Origin of the sequence: Brunnivagina elsteri CCALA 953 (genome assembly GCF_002289455.1) — a bacterium.
Lineage (GTDB): Bacteria > Cyanobacteriota > Cyanobacteriia > Cyanobacteriales > Nostocaceae > Brunnivagina > Brunnivagina elsteri.
In genome coordinates this window covers 1-17,739 of record NZ_NTFS01000001.1, presented here as the reverse complement: position 1 = coordinate 17,739, position 17,739 = coordinate 1, and the positions used below count along the sequence as shown (strand labels likewise).

The 17,739-nt window shown below is 39.1% G+C and carries 16 protein-coding genes; 7 read left to right on the top strand and 9 right to left on the bottom strand.

What is annotated here, in order from left to right:
- Window positions 1-296: 296 nt before the first annotated feature.
- Together CK510_RS00080 and CK510_RS00075 are read right to left on the bottom strand one after the other, a co-directional pair.
- Entirely contained in the window at window positions 297-2,945 is a 2,649-nt protein-coding gene (locus CK510_RS00080) for a sigma 54-interacting transcriptional regulator (RefSeq protein WP_211293052.1), read from the bottom strand.
- A 149-nt stretch (window positions 2,946-3,094) separates the two neighbouring features.
- Complete coding sequence (locus tag CK510_RS00075) at window positions 3,095-3,325, bottom strand: peptidoglycan-binding domain-containing protein (RefSeq protein ID WP_095719725.1); 231 nt, start codon at window positions 3,323-3,325, stop codon at window positions 3,095-3,097.
- A gap of 577 nt (window positions 3,326-3,902) precedes the next feature.
- On the opposite strand from CK510_RS00075, the gene efp reads away from it, so the two are divergent.
- The 3 genes from efp (at window position 3,903) to CK510_RS00060 (ending at window position 5,978) form a co-directional block, all read left to right on the top strand.
- Window positions 3,903-4,460, top strand: coding sequence for an elongation factor P (efp, locus tag CK510_RS00070; protein WP_095719760.1), 558 nt, complete (start codon window positions 3,903-3,905; stop codon window positions 4,458-4,460).
- 145 nt (window positions 4,461-4,605) lie between these two features.
- Window positions 4,606-5,142 carry an acetyl-CoA carboxylase biotin carboxyl carrier protein gene (accB, locus tag CK510_RS00065; protein WP_095719724.1) on the top strand — a complete coding sequence of 179 codons (537 nt, stop codon included), beginning with the start codon at window positions 4,606-4,608 and terminating at the stop codon, window positions 5,140-5,142.
- A gap of 491 nt (window positions 5,143-5,633) precedes the next feature.
- Complete coding sequence (locus CK510_RS00060; RefSeq protein WP_095719723.1) at window positions 5,634-5,978, top strand: ArsR/SmtB family transcription factor; 345 nt, start codon at window positions 5,634-5,636, stop codon at window positions 5,976-5,978.
- 115 nt (window positions 5,979-6,093) lie between these two features.
- On the opposite strand, the gene CK510_RS00055 is transcribed toward CK510_RS00060, so the two are convergent.
- From CK510_RS00055 to CK510_RS00035, 5 genes are all read right to left on the bottom strand, one after another.
- Window positions 6,094-6,711, bottom strand: coding sequence for a GerMN domain-containing protein (locus CK510_RS00055; RefSeq protein WP_095719722.1), 618 nt, complete (start codon window positions 6,709-6,711; stop codon window positions 6,094-6,096).
- Window positions 6,712-6,778: 67 nt separating this feature from the next.
- Window positions 6,779-7,588 (bottom strand): LmeA family phospholipid-binding protein, encoded by an 810-nt coding sequence (locus CK510_RS00050; protein WP_095719721.1) that lies wholly within the window; start codon window positions 7,586-7,588, stop codon window positions 6,779-6,781.
- A 193-nt stretch (window positions 7,589-7,781) separates the two neighbouring features.
- Window positions 7,782-8,822 carry a septal ring lytic transglycosylase RlpA family protein gene (locus CK510_RS00045; protein WP_095719720.1) on the bottom strand — a complete coding sequence of 347 codons (1,041 nt, stop codon included), beginning with the start codon at window positions 8,820-8,822 and terminating at the stop codon, window positions 7,782-7,784.
- 423 nt (window positions 8,823-9,245) lie between these two features.
- On the bottom strand, window positions 9,246-10,640 hold the full coding sequence (locus CK510_RS00040; protein WP_095719719.1) for a tetratricopeptide repeat protein: 1,395 nt from the start codon (window positions 10,638-10,640) through the stop codon (window positions 9,246-9,248).
- Window positions 10,641-10,803: 163 nt separating this feature from the next.
- Entirely contained in the window at window positions 10,804-11,511 is a 708-nt protein-coding gene (locus tag CK510_RS00035; protein WP_095719718.1) for a LuxR C-terminal-related transcriptional regulator, read from the bottom strand.
- Window positions 11,512-11,615: 104 nt separating this feature from the next.
- Between CK510_RS00035 and CK510_RS00030 the strand changes: the two genes are divergently transcribed.
- Complete coding sequence (locus CK510_RS00030) at window positions 11,616-12,266, top strand: DUF3386 domain-containing protein (RefSeq protein ID WP_095719717.1); 651 nt, start codon at window positions 11,616-11,618, stop codon at window positions 12,264-12,266.
- Between the two features lie 108 nt (window positions 12,267-12,374).
- On the opposite strand, the gene rsmG is transcribed toward CK510_RS00030, so the two are convergent.
- A complete protein-coding gene (rsmG, locus tag CK510_RS00025) occupies window positions 12,375-13,100 on the bottom strand; it encodes a 16S rRNA (guanine(527)-N(7))-methyltransferase RsmG (RefSeq protein ID WP_211293057.1) in 726 nt (241 codons plus the stop codon).
- Window positions 13,101-13,310: 210 nt separating this feature from the next.
- On the opposite strand from rsmG, the gene CK510_RS32490 reads away from it, so the two are divergent.
- Complete coding sequence (locus CK510_RS32490; RefSeq protein WP_211293051.1) at window positions 13,311-13,466, top strand: hypothetical protein; 156 nt, start codon at window positions 13,311-13,313, stop codon at window positions 13,464-13,466.
- Between the two features lie 91 nt (window positions 13,467-13,557).
- Here CK510_RS32490 and CK510_RS00020 read toward each other — a convergent pair whose 3' ends face one another.
- Entirely contained in the window at window positions 13,558-13,941 is a 384-nt protein-coding gene (locus tag CK510_RS00020) for a hypothetical protein (protein WP_095719715.1), read from the bottom strand.
- A gap of 259 nt (window positions 13,942-14,200) precedes the next feature.
- Between CK510_RS00020 and hslO the strand changes: the two genes are divergently transcribed.
- Entirely contained in the window at window positions 14,201-15,112 is a 912-nt protein-coding gene (gene hslO, locus CK510_RS00015) for an Hsp33 family molecular chaperone HslO (RefSeq protein WP_095719714.1), read from the top strand.
- A gap of 151 nt (window positions 15,113-15,263) precedes the next feature.
- Complete coding sequence (locus CK510_RS00010) at window positions 15,264-17,390, top strand: chromosome segregation ATPase (RefSeq protein ID WP_095719713.1); 2,127 nt, start codon at window positions 15,264-15,266, stop codon at window positions 17,388-17,390.
- The last annotated feature ends 349 nt before the right edge of the window (window positions 17,391-17,739 follow it).

The following is a 17,739-nucleotide window of genomic DNA, read 5'->3' as shown; positions in this document are numbered from 1 at the left end:
GCATTACAAATATAGAAGCTGCATTGTTAAATAATTATTATTCTTGCTCCTATATATTGATTGGAACTGTAACTAAACCAACGAAATATGGGAAAAAGAAAAATTACAAAATTTATATTAAAAATTCCGATACATCAAAAAATATAACTTTAAGTGATTTAACTGAGTTTTATTTTTGTATGTTGCATAAGTTGAATTATGCGATCGCGATTTAAATCTATCGAGATATATTGATTAGGTTTAATTTTGTATAGAAAGACTTCTAGGCTTTGAAGAACAAATTACTGAATTTACATCTACACAATAATAGCCCACATACTAACTCCTAAAATAATTATTGCTAGATGCTGTAATAATAAACTCCGCAAAGATTGACGAGCAATTTTTTGAGTTAATATCACCGAACATAAAACAGCAAAAACCAAAGTTATTCCCTGCAAAAAACTAATCACAGCAGGATGTGCTACCAATATAGGCAGAGAACTCCCATTCAAACCAAAAGTAGTAAAAGCCACAGGTAAAATTTTTCCACCTTCTCCCAATGCTAAACGTAAATAATGGGCTAAATTACCACCCAATACTAATGGTAAATAGCCATAAGACAATTCCACAAATTTTCTAGGTTTAATTAAATTATCCTTAACAACAGCAATAGAAATAGATGTTCCATCTGCGTTCATCCGCGTTAATCTGCGGTTTTGATTGTTTATGTTCTTATTTATTTTATTCTTCAACCAACAAAACCCCAACATTAAACCGTAAGCAATAAAAGGTACAGTAACTGGAATCATCAAAGCCAATAAAGATAAAACTAAATGTTGCCAAAAATTAGTTAAATCAAAACTTAAATCAAAACTTAAATTAAAATTAAAATTCAACCAAACTTTCATTTCCGGTAAGCGATGGAGAAATATCCCACCCAAAAGTAAAAATAATAATGCAACTTCATAACTTCGAGCTACATGAGTTGTCCACAATTCAATTCCCGGAGGACGCAAATTAAACTCAACCGAACGATGGGGACATGCTTTCAAACAAGTCATACACAAAACACAATCGCGGTTATCTTGCAACTGTGCGGGATGGGAATATAAAGGACAACCATTTGTTTCCATTCCCTCACCTTTTGCAACACCACCTTTATAACATTGATAGGTAGTACAAGTTGCCGAACAAATACCTTGCTGCGCCCTTAATTCAGTCATCGATAACTTAGCAAATAACCCATTCATCCCACCAATTGGACATAAATAACGACACCAAAACCGCCGTTCAAACAGGACAGAAAATAGAACCGCACCAGCAGTAATTAATAGCAGCAAACAACCCGAAAGATAAGCCGTATCTTCCAGATTCCAAAGTTCTTCCCACAAAAAAATTAAAGAAAAGAAACCAAAAAGAAACCATCCACCCCACTTTTCTGCTTTCTCCCTTTGCCACTTTTTCAAATGGCGAGGAAACAATTTTAAAGATAACTTCTGGGTAATTTCACCATAAATCATAAACGGACAAAATGCACACCAAATTCGTCCTAAAAAGGGAAATAGAAACAGGAATCCAGCCCACCACCAATCCCAAAATATATTCAAAACAAAGTTTTTATCCCTTGTTTGTGGTCCTAAAAATAACACTACAAGAATAAAAGCAAATCCAATTGTCGTAATTCCATAATTAATTTTGTCAGGATACCAATCACTGCGTAAAAATCTCCGTAAACCTGGATAAATATTCAGCAAATTAACGCGAAACCGTTTTTTCTTCGTTTCTACAGCCCAAAAAATCTCCTCAGTGAGTTCTCGATTATTTTCAGCTTGAACGATCGCACGCTCGACAAGACTTTCTAATTCCTTCAAATTGCCAGGGAAATCATAGGATTGTAAGCGACGTAAGGCTTCTGGTGTCACAGCAGGTTTTGTCAAACCCCTAGAACGGGCATACAAACTAATGTAATATTCGATTTGTGAGCGAATGTCAGCCTTTCGCACCCTTAAAGGTGGTACTTTGATTGCATATTCAATCCTGCGTTTAATTGCTGAAATCGTCTTTTCCGATACAATAATTATGCGGACATTACTAATGCGAGATTCTGCAACTGTTTCACCAGAACGGCTAACAGGTGTAAAAGTGTTTGTTTGCAGTAAATTTGTCACTGCGGGTAATAACTCTTTTGGCAATTCTTGAATATTATTCAGAATTAAAGTCCCATTTCCCAAATACTCCAACAATCCCGGTTTACCACCAACCCTACCAAATAAATCGGCTCCACTTACTTGTAAAATTCCACAATTAATTTTAATAATTGGTTCGCGACGGGAAGCTGAACCATAATGAATTAAAGCCGCAATATTATCTTTTTCTAAACCAGGTTCACCAAAAACTAACACCGATTTGCGATTATTTGCAGCTTCACGAATTTGTTCGCGTAACTTTACTGCATAACGACTCGAACCGACTATACCCCGTTGCGCTTTCGTAACAAGATAAGGACGCAATTCCAAAGAACGTTCCTGCTCATATGTGAACGCTGAAGCTAATTGTGCCAGTTCTGCTGCCAGCAAACGAGATACAAATTGAGCAATTTCTGGATATTGATTCGTGATTTCAGCGAATTTTGCCGCAGAAACAACCCATAAGTGGCATTCAGTCAGGGTTTTAATTGTACTTGGGGCAATTTCATTTAAAAGTAATTCCTTGAGGTTAATTGCCGTACCAGGAAGCAAACCACAGCACAAAGCTGGATTTTTGGAGTTATTGCTAGTTGCTTCAATTCGTCCTTGTTTAATTATGTAAAGAGCTTCCGGTAAAGTACCCTCAATTACTATTTCTGTATCAGAAGGAACGATTTTTTCAGTCATCTCAGATGCGATCGCACCTAACACCTCATCCGCTAAAATCCCTAAAGGTGTGCGTTCCTGTAACCAAATTACGATGTCTGGAGATGTCACAATACTTTCCCCTACTCAGCACTGCTGTATAGGAAAATTATCTCGCAAATTGAGACTTTGGCAGCGCAATAAAATAATAAAAAACCATTCTAAAATTAATCAGAATGGCTACTTTATATTTGAAATACGGAGACAAAAATTAATAATAATTAACAGGCAGGTTCAAAACTTGCAAGTATATTTTGAATAGCATCCCAAGTCATCGATCCAACAATACCGTCAGCTTCCAAACCTTGGGCAGACTGGAAATCCTCAACAGCCTCTTGAGTGTCATCACCAAAAATGCCATCAACGTCTAAATCATAACCAAAACTATTTAAACATTCTTGCAGGTAGACAACATTATCTCCATCACAACCATGACTTAAATAAGTTTCCATAAAACTCTATACTCTCCACTGTGTAATTAAATTCAACCAGTCAATAATTGTTTATAAACTTGGCTGGTATCCTTACATGATGGCGGCAAATAAATATAAGTCGCTTGAGTGAATACACGTAATTTAATATTCACTAATTGCATGAATTACTAATCTCAGCATTATCGCTAAAATCAAACAAATTACCACGAATACCCAAAAATGAATCCTTCCGATTTACCCAATCTCTGGGTTCCCTTAACCTTGTCTAGTCTAATAGTTCTCGCGGCAATCTTCTTCACCCGCAGTAATTAAGCTACATTCAACAACAGTAGTATAAAATTTAGAATATAAAATCACCAAACAACTATAAATTCGGCATTTTGGCAATTTTTCCTTAGTTAGGGATTTTTGCCAGTCAAAACCAGGGATTTACAGATAAATACAATACTTATGCGATCGCATTTTTCCCTTATCCTACTTTGACCCACCACTACAAAAACCACCTTTTCCATTAATTCAATCACCTCAACTGACAAAATCCACCGCTTGAGCGGTACAATAAATGCCGATTGTCTTCAAAAAGAAAGAAAGTTTCATGATTTCCAGCAACGACTTTCGACCTGGTGTTTCGATTGTAATAGACGGCTCCGTATGGCGGGTTACAGAATTCCTTCATGTTAAACCTGGTAAAGGCGCAGCATTTGTCCGCACAAAGCTGAAAAACGTTCAAACCGGGAATACTATTGAAAAAACCTTCCGTGCCGGCGAAACCTTACCTCAAGCTAATCTCGAAAAAAGCGTCATGCAACACACCTACAAAGAAGGTGAGGAATACGTTTTTATGGATATGGAAAGCTATGAGGAAGGACGACTTACCACTGCACAAATTGGCGATAAAGTCAAGTATCTTAAGGAAGGTATGGAAGCTAGCGTCATTCGCTGGGGCGAACAAGTCTTGGAAGTTGAACTTCCGAACTCAGTAGTTCTCGAAATTATTGAGACAGACCCAGGTGTAAAAGGTGATACAGCAACGGGTGGCAGTAAGCCAGCAAAGCTGGAAACTGGGGCGATGGTAATGGTACCTTTGTTTATCACCCAAGGCGAACGCATCCGTGTTGATACACGCGACGATAAATATATGGGTAGGGAGTAGCTTAGTTGACACTCCCTACTGAGTAGGCAGTAAAAGAGCAAATCCCGATTTCCTCTTTCAAAATAGGAAACTCCCAGCCCCGACTGCGATTCTATTTTATGAATATGTCTTTGAATCGTACTAATTGCATGAGGTAATAAAAACTGTGCCATTGGACTTTAATGAAATCCGCCAATTATTGACAACTATTGCACAAACAGATATTGCAGAAGTAACCCTCAAAAGCGGTGACTTTGAGATAACAGTACGTAAAGCTGTTAGCGTTCCTCATCAACTATTGTCCGTGGGGCAAGCGGGGTTAGGGGGCGTGGAAGGGTCGGGATTGGCTATCAATGCTCTGACACCACCTATTGTGGTGTCACCTCCCCTTACAGAGGCATCAGCTAATCGTAGCGTGGATGTTTCGCCTTCCCCCCATCCTCCAAGCGCCATTGAATCAAAATATGTTGAGGTGCCATCACCAATGGTAGGGACATTTTATCGCTCCTCTGCACCGGGAGAAGCCCCATTTATTGAGGTAGGTGGTCGAGTTCGTAAAGGTGATACGGTTTGTATCATCGAAGCAATGAAGCTAATGAACGAAATCGAAACTGAAATATCTGGTCAAGTTGTAGAAATTTTGGTGCAGAATGGCGAACCAGTGGAGTACGGACAACCGTTGGTAAGAATAAATCCTGATTAGGTAGCCGAAAATTCGCGCAATATCTCCACAAGAGATTAATTAAATTGGTAGACAAAACCAGGATTTTAATTAATTGCGCCAAGTTTGCTGCCATATCAAACAAACATTTTTCAGACTAGCAACCTTGTTTTTACACCACATCGAACAAGAATATGCGGTCTGAAAAAATAATTATAATTCGCCAATATCATATATAAACACAGCTTTAGAGCTTATTTGCTCATACATAGATTGTACATAAGCAAAAATGGTACTATTTTAAACGCCGATGCGGATTAGCATTGCTCGATATTTAACATACAAAGGTTTTCCTCAAGTATTAACAGCTTGAGGAAGTAGGGTTTTGGTAGTTTACTCAGCAAGGTTGCTTGCAAACTGAAATTAATGGTATAAGTATCAATTGTTTTAGGAACTATCAATGTATGTAAACTCAATAGCTAACCGTTTAAATTTCTAATAGTTTCAGTTTAGTTCTTGCGGGTCAATTAATAATGAAGCAAATGTTGCCTATGCCGCCAGAAGTTGTGCAACAAATAGCTGAGTACTTCAGCTTACTGAGCGAGCCTATGCGCTTGCGACTGTTGCATTTACTGCGGGATGATGAAAAGTGCGTACAAGAATTGGTGGAGGCAACACAGACTTCTCAAGCGAACGTGTCCAAACATTTAAAGGTAATGTGGCAAGCTGGGATTTTGAGTCGTCGCAGTGAAGGCACTTGTGCTTATTACCGAGTTGAGGATGACATGATTTTTGATTTGTGTAATCGAGTGTGCGATCGCCTCGCAACTAGACTTGAGCAACAAGCCCAGAATTTTCGCATATTAAATACAAAATAGGGTATTGGTTATGAGTTATGAGTTACTAAGTTATGAGTTATTAGTTATTCCCTACTAACAATTACCCATTACCCATTAATCATGAATCATTAACCGCTAACCATTACCCCATCAACTAAAGCTGATAATTTTTCTTAAAACTTTCACGAGTTAAGGGTTGTTCTAATTCCAATCCTTCTCCACCTAATACATCAAGTTCCTTACCATTGACATTAATGTAAACCTTCGCATTATTATTCAGGCTAGTAGCAGTATAAACAACTTGTCCCACACGTCCAGTCATAGAGGCACTACCACCACCACTTGTAAATTCATTTGATAAATCGACGCGAATAGCGTCGTTTTCAACTTTTACATCTAAAATTTTGGTTCCAGATGGAATGACGCTACTAGTATCACCATCATTTTTTGCTGTGAGCAAACTGCCAAAAGCAGCTTCTAAAAATTCATTTGGTTTATCTTTGGTTGCTGCAACTTCCACTGGTAAAGCAACTAATTCAAATTTTTTTCCTGTATCCTTAAGCAAATAAATTTCTGCTGTGCGTTCGTTCGCAATATTTCTCTTCGGAGGATTAGCAGGATTTACTTTTACAGGATTGTTAACGGTTGAATTTTGACTATTAATCGTGTTCCAAGTAAACCAAGCAACTCCTCCACTCACAGCTACAACCGCAGCCGATACAGCAGCAATTACACCTGAAGAGATACGATTATTTCTCTGCTCATCTCTCATATTACCAGACCTTCCTTGTAGCTAAATCAATGTATGTGTGAGGGGTAAACCTGACTTACGACAGAACTTAAAATCTGATAGTTTCTAAGAATTTTGAAGACGGTTCAATTCTGACAAAAGTACCAATTTCTAGTTTGCCCGGTTTCATTTTTAATTTTATAATTCGCATTAATAAACCTTCAGTTTCTAAGTTACGCAAATCCAAGCATTGATTGAGGTTGCTTACTATAGCATTTAAGAATCGAGGAGGTACTTCTTCCTCGTTCACTTTTGCAATTGGTTGAACTAGCTGTAATTTTCGTCCTGCAACTATATCTAATCCTGTTTCCAGATTTACAACTACCGATTCACTATTACCATCCTCCTGTATTTCTACTTGTAAATTGACACGTTGATTGGTTAAAAATTTTACTCTAGGATTGACAAAACGGTATACGGGGTTAGAGTCCTTATTTGTGAGATTTGCAGAAATTATATTCAGTTTTCGCAGACGGGATAAAAATTCCGGAGACTGTAAAACTTTATTTACATCTGCTTCAGTTAAAACCAAGCGTAAACCCGCTTGTAAAGGTCGTTTGAACTTCGGTCGTTTTTTACCAATAGTACGAGTATCGAGTTCAATTCTGTCGGTTTCTAGCTCAAAAACGGCGATGCGAATATGGGAATGCTTTAATTGTAGCGAACGTCCGGCAATTCGCACCCGATCTATTTTCCCTTGTAGTAATTGATGCGTTGGGGCATTGTCTACACGTACTTGTAACTGTTCGGCTTTGGCGAATTGGGAACGAATAGCATCTTCAGCAGTGCGATCGACAACAAGTCCAACAGAAGAAATTAAACCCAGCAGACTGGATAGAAGTATAGTTAAGAATTCCATATGCTAGGTTATCCCATTTCTGGCGATCGCCCGTCAATTACTTTTGTAGCTGGAAGTTGGGTAGAAGTCTGTGCAAAGCAAACGAAAAATCAAAATTTTAACTTGAGAACCCTGTAATCAAAGACAATAAGGGCAAATAGCCGTACTAGCAAGAAACAAACTCTATGCCCTTACAGTCTTTAATATTTTGATCTTAACCCAAAATTTCTATTTTGACCGATGCGACACCACTACCAATCATCCCTAATTGTCTAGCAGCACCATAAGAAACATCAACGATTCTACCGCGAATAAAAGGACCGCGATCGTTAACTCGTAGAATTACAGAACGACCATTCCAGAGATTGGTAACGCGAATTCTTGTACCAAATGGAAGTGTTCGATGTGCTGCGGTAAGAGCGTAAGGATTGAATCTTTCCCCTGTTGCGGTGCGAGAACCACTTTCTGAACCATAATAAGAAGCCATCCCACTTGACGAAAAACGGGTTTTTTCCCGATTCCCTTGGGTTACTTGCTTACGTCGTAGTGATTTAGGGATACGTTGCGGTTTTGTAGTCGGTTCTTGTGGCTTTGACTGTTGCTGCGATATTTTACGCTTTATTTTAGGCTTGATTGGTTTTTCAATTGATAATTTTGGTTCAATAATACTAACTTCCTGCGTTTTTTTTGGAATAGAAGCAACACCATCTATTTGGTTTAGAGGATTAGCACCACCAATAAGTCTTCGCAAGCGATTTGTGGCTTGTAATGCGTCTTGTGCGAGATTTTTAGTGGTGTCAGGTAATCGAGTATAATTATTGATTTCTACCAGTTCTTCACCGTCAATTGTAATGATATAGCGGTTTTCTTTCACGCTTACTTTGATTTGATTTGCGTCAACTTTGTTAAAGGCTAACTGATTTATTTTAGATGCAATAATATTTGCCCTTTCAGTAGGATTTTTATTATCTACATTTGCAGCCTTTTCAGCAATAAAGGTAAGAAAGGGAATATTTCGGATATACAAAGTTGTTGCTGGAAAGCCTGTTAATTCATGGGAATGAACTTGAGTAATGACAGGTTTTAGAGTGATATTTTTACTGACATCCTGAGGATTTTCAGTATTAACAGTATTCTCAAATGATATTCTTTGAGAAGATGTAGCTTTGGGAACTGTTGCGTTACTAGCAGTTGAAGATATTCCTAAAAAAGTTGTTAACAAAACAACAACAGAGCATAATTTTTTCTGGTTCATGTGTTCCATATTTGAGTGATTGAAGAACTACGATTTTGTTTTTTAAATGCACAAAAATTCGGACTTAGTTTCCACTTTTGCTCAATCAATGCAACATACAAACACCTTGATTTTTAAGTTGTTAAAGCCAAGGTTTTAAATTCCAACTTTATCAAGTTATCAAAATTAAATTACTATTTCCAAGTGAAGAGCGTCACAAACTAGCTTTAATTTGGCATAATCTTAATATTTCTCTAACTATATGTAGTTGCTTTGTTCGCTGCTATACTAAAATATTTATATATTTATAGCAATTCTCATTTGGATAAAATATAAATCAGGGCAAACAACCGTGAGTTCACCTACAGTATCCTCAAACTGTATTTCAACTCAATTGAGAACTGCTGTATCTTATTTATATTCCTAACTTTGATAAATAACTATTTATGACTTTGTAGGTAAACAGACTTGGAGATTATTCAACCTTTCCAAAGCTTTCTGCATATCATTTAATGCACCTAATTCCTTATATATTTTTGCAGCTTTTTGATAATCTTGATTTGCGGCTTTTTGTTCTCCCAATGTGCATTTAACTACGGCACGATTCATATAAGCGATCGCAGACTCGGAAGGCATGTTTATTACTTGCGTATAATCTTGAATAGCTGCTTGGTAATCTTTGAGATAGGAGAGAGCATTTCCACGTCCAATATAGGCATCAATATTTTGAGGCTGACTTTTAATTGCTTGTGTAAAATCTGTTACTGCTCCTTGATAATCGGCTTTTTTAAACTTACTTTCTGCTTGTGCGATAAATCTCTGAGCTTGATTATTTGCATTTAGTCTGAGAAAAAATGTGATTGATGCAGCACTGGCAATTATCAGCGCAATCGCAAAAATTTTCAGAGCAGATTGGGATGCGATCGCAAACAAATTTTTGATGTCTTTTGTCGCTTTTGTTTCCAAAACTGATTGTTCAATTTTGATGACATCTTCATCATTTAATCCCAGATATTCTTGAATCAGTTTTAAATTTCTCCTGTCTTCTGCTACTATTTTTTTTTGATTTTTTCGATTACCTAAAAAATGAATTAGTTCTTGTCGATATTGTTGTATTTTATAATCATGCTCTTGTCTAATCTGGGCAGTTATTTCTGTTTCAACTAATTGTAAGTCTGAATTTTTTAGCAGTAATTTTTTCTGGATATCATTTAAATTCTTCACAGCTTGATTGCTCAGTGGGAATTTTTCCCTAATGGCATTTGCAAAACTATATCTATATTCTTGCAAACGTTCGTTATATTCTCTGATTTCTTCCACGACTGCCTCTATATCTTGAAAAATATCGGTAAAGGCAGCATCAGGATTCTGCCAATTTTGAACAGGCATTCCATTTTTTGGTAAAGGGGTAAAATTACCTAATAATTTCTGCCAACCTTGAGTCTTGTCTACAAGTATTGGAATTGCAACAATTTCTCCTAGTTGGTGTTTTTCTCTGAGTTTACTTATTTCGCTATTCCAATCAATCTCATTTTGAATTAAAGTCAAAAAATCGCCACTAACCAACAACACAATCACATCAGCAGTCTGTAATTGATAAAAATTTTCATACAGCAAAAAATCGGACAACTCCTCTGAAGTATCGCAACCTAATGCATCCTCAGGAATATTTCCCGAATTATCTAAACTTTCATTTTTTTGATGATGATACCAGTAAATCACTACATTTTTATCTTGCAGTGTCTTTAATTGCTTTTCTAAAAGTTGTTTTAATTGCTTATCTTGATTTGAAGGAGAGTAAGCAACAAAAATTTTAATAGTTTTAGCTGACTCTGGCATTAAGAACATGGCGAAAAATAACCCCAATAGGACAAGATAAAAGTAAAAAAGCAAAAGAATGAAAGCTTATATAATCATCTTTTCAGGTATTATCAATAATAGTTAATTAATATTTTACTTTAGTTATTGACTTGAGCTTAAATACTCGAACTTAAAATTTATTTTATCCAATGTTTGGCGATAAAATCTCTTGTAATTTGGCTACCATTTCCGCCCTTGCTGATACCTCCAATTTACGAAACATCCGCTTTAACGCTTGTTTCACAGAATTTTGCGTAATCCAAAGTTTTTCTCCAATTTCAGCGTTTGTTAACCCTTGAGCAACCAATTCCGCGATTTCTAATTCCCGTTTCGTTAATCGACTTGCTAAAGCTGAATTATTTAATGTGACTTGCGATTTCGCTCTTAAAGATGCTAACTTTGCCGACAAATGTAAGCACAAAGCGCTCAAATCCGCTAAATCATTCGCTGTAAAAGCCGGATTTCCCGTAGCTCGTGCTAAATTTAACGTACCCACAAGACAACCATCAGCGACAATAGGACCACTCATAACATGCGCGTGGTCATCTCGCGAACAAAAATCCTTCCAATCCCCACCAGGTAATATTAACTGCTCGTGGGCTGGTGCATGACGCTCGACAACATACTTTCCCACAGGATTGCCCCGCAAGCAAATTTCCGGAATACTGTTAGCAATATCGGGAAAACCTTGGGCATTTACCCTAACTTGCGGTTGTTCATCGAAAAGGTAAATCCCCCAGCGTTGCACGTAAAAATACTCACCAACCGTCTCCACGATCGCAATTTGTAATTCTTGTTCATTTGTGGAAGATGCGATCGCACTTAACAGGTTTTGCAGGGAATTTGCCATATGTGTACCCAGTTGGGGTCTAGGCTATTTGAGTCATTACTTCTATGCTAATGAGAGAAGCAAGTAAAAAGCTACCACAAAGAACCGTCTATAGGAGAATTGACATGACAGCAACACAAGTATCTGCCCAAGAACTATTCCGTGCTGCATACGACAATCGCTACACCTGGGACAAAGAATTTCCTGGATATACTGCGGATATTAAGTATAAATATGACGGGAAAGAATATAAAGGGCAGGTAAAAATTAGTACTAACCTCAAAGCAGAAGTGTTAAACGTGGAAGATGAAGAAGCACAAAAAGCCATCCACGGACAAGCTTGGGAAATCGCAGTTCACCGCGTTCGTCGTGCTTTTGAACAAACCCACGGTGAAAACATTTTCCGCTATGGTGCTACCGATGCGGATGGTGCTGTAGAGATTTTAATGGGTGGCAAAGCTGAAGGTGATAAATATAAACTTCGCAACAATGAAGTCTGTTTGGTTCATCGTCATATTCACGGCGTAGTTGTCACAATCAACACCTTTAGCAGCCATGAAACTGGTGAAGGTTATTTATCTCATACTTATGACTCCGTGTATCATGACCCCAAAACTGGCGAACAAAAGGGTGGAAAAAGCGATTTCGTTGACGAATATGAAAAAGTAGGTAAATACTCCATCCTCAATCGTCGTGAAATTACTACCGATATTGATGGCAAACCATCGGTTCAAGAATTTATTTTCTCCAACATCAAGTTGATGGAAAACAATTAATATTCCGTTTATTTAATTAACGTAGGGGTGGGGTCTTCCCACCCTCACTCATGCAATAATACAACTGAATAAATTTATAGTTGGAATATTTTATTTTCTGGAAGTCTCCTAAAGTGGATATTGGGTTGGTATACCGATCGCACGGGGATATTCTGCGGGAGTGTGTGCTATTTTTCGTACATGTAAACAATGACGAGTACTATTAGTTAAAGGTGTTTCAAATTTATCGATACATTCAATTTTTCCACCTAATCCCGATATAGCATTTTCCAAAGCAGAATTTTCCTCATCCGTCCAAGTTCCGCGATAAATAATTGCCAAACCGCCTTTTTTGAGCAAAGGTAAAGAATATTCAGCGCAAACTGTAGCAGAAGCTACAGCACGAATTAAAGCTACATTGTACTGCTGACGAAATGAACGCAATTGTCCAACCTCTTCTGCCCTACCAATAACAGTTTTCACATTATCTAACTTGAGTTCCCCTATCACTTGATCGATAAAAGTAAGTTTTTTCTGAGTTGAATCAAGTAAATCAACTTGACTATAGGGAATTACTATCGCAGCAGGAATACCAGGAAAACCAGCACCAGTACCAATATCAATCATAGATAAGGAACTTGGAGAAGAGGTCATTTTGCTCAATCCCTCTAAACAAACTTTAAATCCCCGTATAGAATCCCACAAATGCTTTTCCCAAAAATCATTTACCTCGGTAATGCGGGTAAGGTTAAGCTTTTGATTCCCGACGAGAACCAATTCATAGAGTCGTTGGAATAATGCTTGCTGTGCATTGCTCGGTTGCCAATTCAAAGTATCTTGCCAGATATCAAGCATTTCTGGCAGCAAAACAGAATTTAAATCGTTCACTGGGATTTGAAACTAGTAAATGCAGTATTTCCACAAATATTGTAGGGGCAAACGGTTGTTTGCCCTTTTATTTATTAGGGACTTCCAAAAAATAAAATTTCCAAATCGTATACTTACCAACGCTATCATGGGAAGGGTGGGGAGACCCTTCGGATTCGCCACTTTGACGAAGAGAAGTTGCGTGCGCGGGTTCCCCGCGTTGAGCAAACTTCGGGGACGGAAACCGACACCGCCAAGTGGACTCACCCCATCCCTACAATTGTGAAGAATTTATTTCTTGGTGTTCGCTTATTTGCCCTGATTTATATTGCATCCAAACGAGAAGCACTATAACTATTATCTATAGAAATGCAATAAGCCAAGCTTAACACCAAGGGCGATCGCAATCCAAATATCCCACGTACCTCATCTCCACATTTTTTGGTTAATCTTTTTTTGTTAAAAACTGCCGCAAACTCAATAAACTCAAACTTTGCCCCAAAGAAAGAGGGAAAATAGTCACACCTTCAACTCGTGACTGTACCCAACCTTCACCCCAATACCACTCATGAAAACCATCAATTCCCTGACTTAATAGCAAACGCAGAGAATTGGAAGTGGCAATATCTACTTGATGTTGAATCGCAAATGGTCCAATTTGTTTGGTAAATTGCAACCCTGGATGCAGTTCTTCAGGCATTCCTGTGCTAAAACCACCAGAAGGAAGCCATTTTTCCAGTTGTGCAGGACGCATTAAACTATTACGGATTGCGTCTGCGGTTGCTTCTACTTCGATACGTAATTGGCTTTGTTGGAAATTTCCGAGCATGTTAATTGGTAATAGTTCAGTTCTGTATGTAATTGTAACTATCTAGTTGGGCATTGGGTATTGGGAAATGAGTATTAACCACTAAGAGTGTTCCAAGTAAAAAAGTGCCCAATTGTCATGCTGAATGGAGCGAAGCGCAATGAAGCATCTCTGTCTATTACATAGCGACTCAGGATCAACAGTTGGATCATTTATTTCTTGGATTACTCTAACACACTAAAATATAAAGAAATGTGTATGAAGCAGTGTAAGGGGTTTCATGGCGGATCAATTAATTCGTGCTACGGCTGCTGATGGAGGTATCAGAGTTGTTGGTGCTATCACCACAAGGTTAACAGAAGAAGCACGACAACGACACAAGCTTTCCCCCGATGCCACAGCTGCATTAGGAAGGACAATGACTTGCGGGTTATTAATGGCTTCCGGGATGAAAAAACCTGGTTCGCGGGTCAATCTCCGCATCAAAGGCGACGGTCCTCTGGGTGGTATATTGGTAGATGCGGGTTTAGATGGAACTGTGCGCGGTTACGTTGGTAATCCACTCGCAGAACTACCAAAGAATGCCAGAGGCAAATTAGACGTTGGTGGGATAGTTGGTAAAGGCTTTCTCTACGTCGTCCGCGATATCGGTTATGGTTATCCTTATTCCAGTACTGTAGAGCTTGTTTCGGGTGAAATTGGTGAAGATGTAGCCTATTATTTAGCAACTTCCGAACAAACTCCCTCTGGTTTAATTGTGGGTGTATTTGTAGAAGAAAGTGGAGTTACAGCCGCAGGTGGTTTGTTGGTACAGGTTTTACCGAAAGCTGCTCGTGATGAAATTCTTGTGGAAACCTTGGAGTCGCGGATGGCTGCTTTGGCAGACTTTACCCCATTAATGCAAGCTGGCAAAACCTTGAGCGAAATTTTTCAGGAAATTTTGGGTGATATGGGACTTCACATTTTCCCAGAAACCCAAATGTTACGCTTTCATTGTGCTTGCTCGTTCGATGGAGTTTTGAGAGCTTTGAAATTGTTTGGAGAGTCTGAACTACAAGATATGATTGTCACTGACAATGGGGCTGAAGCAACATGTGAGTTTTGTGGCTCAGTATATCAAGCCAGTAGCGACCATTTAGAGCAGTTAATCAATGAATTACAAGCTGATTCTTTAGCTTATAAAGAGGTATAAAAATAAACTATATGAAATTTTGATTAATGGTATTTGTGGAGATATGATAGTGCGGGTGCTAGCTTTTTGCAAACGAGAAAGTTACGATGGCAACGAAGTAATTTTTAATCGCAAATAAAAAAGATCGTTATAAAATCATTTGGTGTGAGTGATGACAGAGCGGGATATTCCAGAAAGTTGGTCAAAAGCCACGGTCAATAAGTCAAATGATTTGACCCAACTATCCCGGAAACAACAACTTAATGGAAGAAATATGTCTGCTGCCCCTGGTACAGATTCAAGTGATAAATCCAATGATAAGTCCAATGATAAGTCCAATAACAAGCCCAATGCGAAGTCAACGGCTAAGTCTGTGAAGCAGGAAAAAACAAATATATCTGGAAAAACATTGCTACAAACCGAAGTGCAAGGTAAGCAGTCGGCAACAGGTAAAATTTCTGGAAAGTTGCCACGTTGGACGAAAAGTTGGGTGTTGTGGACTGTGTTGTTGGCTTTTGTGCCAGGAACGATCGCATTTATTTCGATGGCAATGTTGTTTAAGTTACCATCTGCTCCCAACTGTCCGGCAATTTTCTGGCCGCTTGCTAGTGCTTCCGTGCGGATGCATTGCGCTCAGTTAGCAGCTTCCAAGCAAACCGTTAACGATTTGTTGCAGGCAATGGAATTGGTGAAGGGATTGCCAGAAAATCACCCGTTACGGGCGGAAGTTGACCGTTTTTTAGAAGAATGGTCAAAAGATGTTTTAAAGCTAGCTTCAGAGAGTTTTCAAGCGGGGAAACTAGATGAAGCGATCGCAACCGCAAAGCGCATTCCTAACGACATGCCTGCATATAAACTGGTGGAAGAACAAATCCAGAAATGGCAGTCGCTTTGGGCAAAAGGCGAAAGTATTTATCAAGAAACTGAAGAGGCAATGCGTAATGCTCGCTGGCAGCAAGCGTTTATGACCGCATCGAAATTGCTACGTTTAGATAATAAGTATTGGGAAACGACTAAGTACCAGCAATTAAGTGACTTAATTACCAAGTCTCGCGAAGACGGTGATAAGCTGGCAAAAGCTGAAGACTTAGCAAAAACAGGAGTTGTTGAGAAAATTATTGAAGCAATTAAGCTAGCTCAGTCGGTAACGACTGACAGCTATATGTACCAAAAAGCAACGGAGGCAATTCCAGTTTTTGGTCGTCAGATGCTCGATATCGCTGAGAAAAAACTTGACAAACGCGATGCCGATGAGGCAATTTCCATTGCCCAGCAAATCCCAGTCAATGGAGGTTTGCAAACCGAAACTGAAGATTTCATCGCCATTGCCGAGGCAAAGCGTAACGCTTGGATTGGCACCATATCCGGATTAGAATCCGCAATCGCCCAAGCACAGCAAATCAAACCCGAACGGGCTGTGTATCAAAAAGCCCAGGAGTTAATTGCTGGCTGGCAAGTCGAAATCGGTGATGTTGCCAGGTTGGATCGAGCCAGAACATTGGCAAGTCAGGGTAGCATAGCAGACTTATCAGCAGCGATTACCGAAGCCCAGTTAGTGCCCGCAAACAATCCTCGTTCCAGAGAAGCCCGTCAAGAAATTGGTCGTTGGTTAGCGCAGATACAAACCGTCCAAGACCGTCCTTTCTTAGACCGTGCCGAACAACTAGCATATTCTCAAGATGGTACTTCCTTACAATCTGCGATCGCAGAAGCAAGTCAAATTCGCCGTGGTCGAGCATTGTATCCGGAAGCACGTAAAAGAATCAACGAATGGACAGCAACAATTCAACGTGCCCAAGACCAACCTTACTTAGATAGAGCTAGGGAACTAGCAAGTAGTGGAGATTTACCCGCAGCCATCCAAACCGCAAACCAAATTACTGGTAATAGACCACTTGCAGGTGAAGCCCAATCCGCCATTAATAATTGGCAAGGACAAGTAGACTCCCGTAATAATTGGGGCAAAGCGCGGGAAATTGCATTACGGGGAACCCCTGATGCATTATCGGAAGCCATCCGTTTGGCAAACAAAGTCTCCGATAGCAGTGCCTTACGTAACGATGTCAACCCAGCAATTGACCAATGGAGTCAACAATTGTTAGATATCGCGCGATCGCAATCTGAATCTGATGTCGAAAAGGCAATTGAGACAGCGCGATTAATTCCACGGGATACGGCAGCATATAGCGAAGCAAGGCAGCAAATTCGTACTTGGCGTGCATCTCTCATCCCCGAACCGCAACCAACCCAAGAGCCCCAAAACCAAGAGTCTACAACAACCACCACAACTGGACAGTAACATTTGAATTGTCAGAAATCACACGAAAAATACCGTAGGGGTTAACGGCTGTTAACCCTTTTTTATTAACCCTCTTTATTGTGAATTACAAGGGCAAATTGTTAATCAAAGAGGGCGAATAACCATTCGCCCCTACAACTTTAACCACGATTGATGCGTACAGAACCATTGGTGTTCCAGAAGTATGGATTTACGACAGTGGTAAATTAATTATTTATCTACTACAGGATGGGGAATACATCGAACTCAGGTGATACCAGTGTCACCTTCCCGGATATGTCAATTACACAAATTATCCCCGCAGCAGTGGAACGCAGTTGGCAAGTAGGCTGTCTGCAAGCGCTTGAAG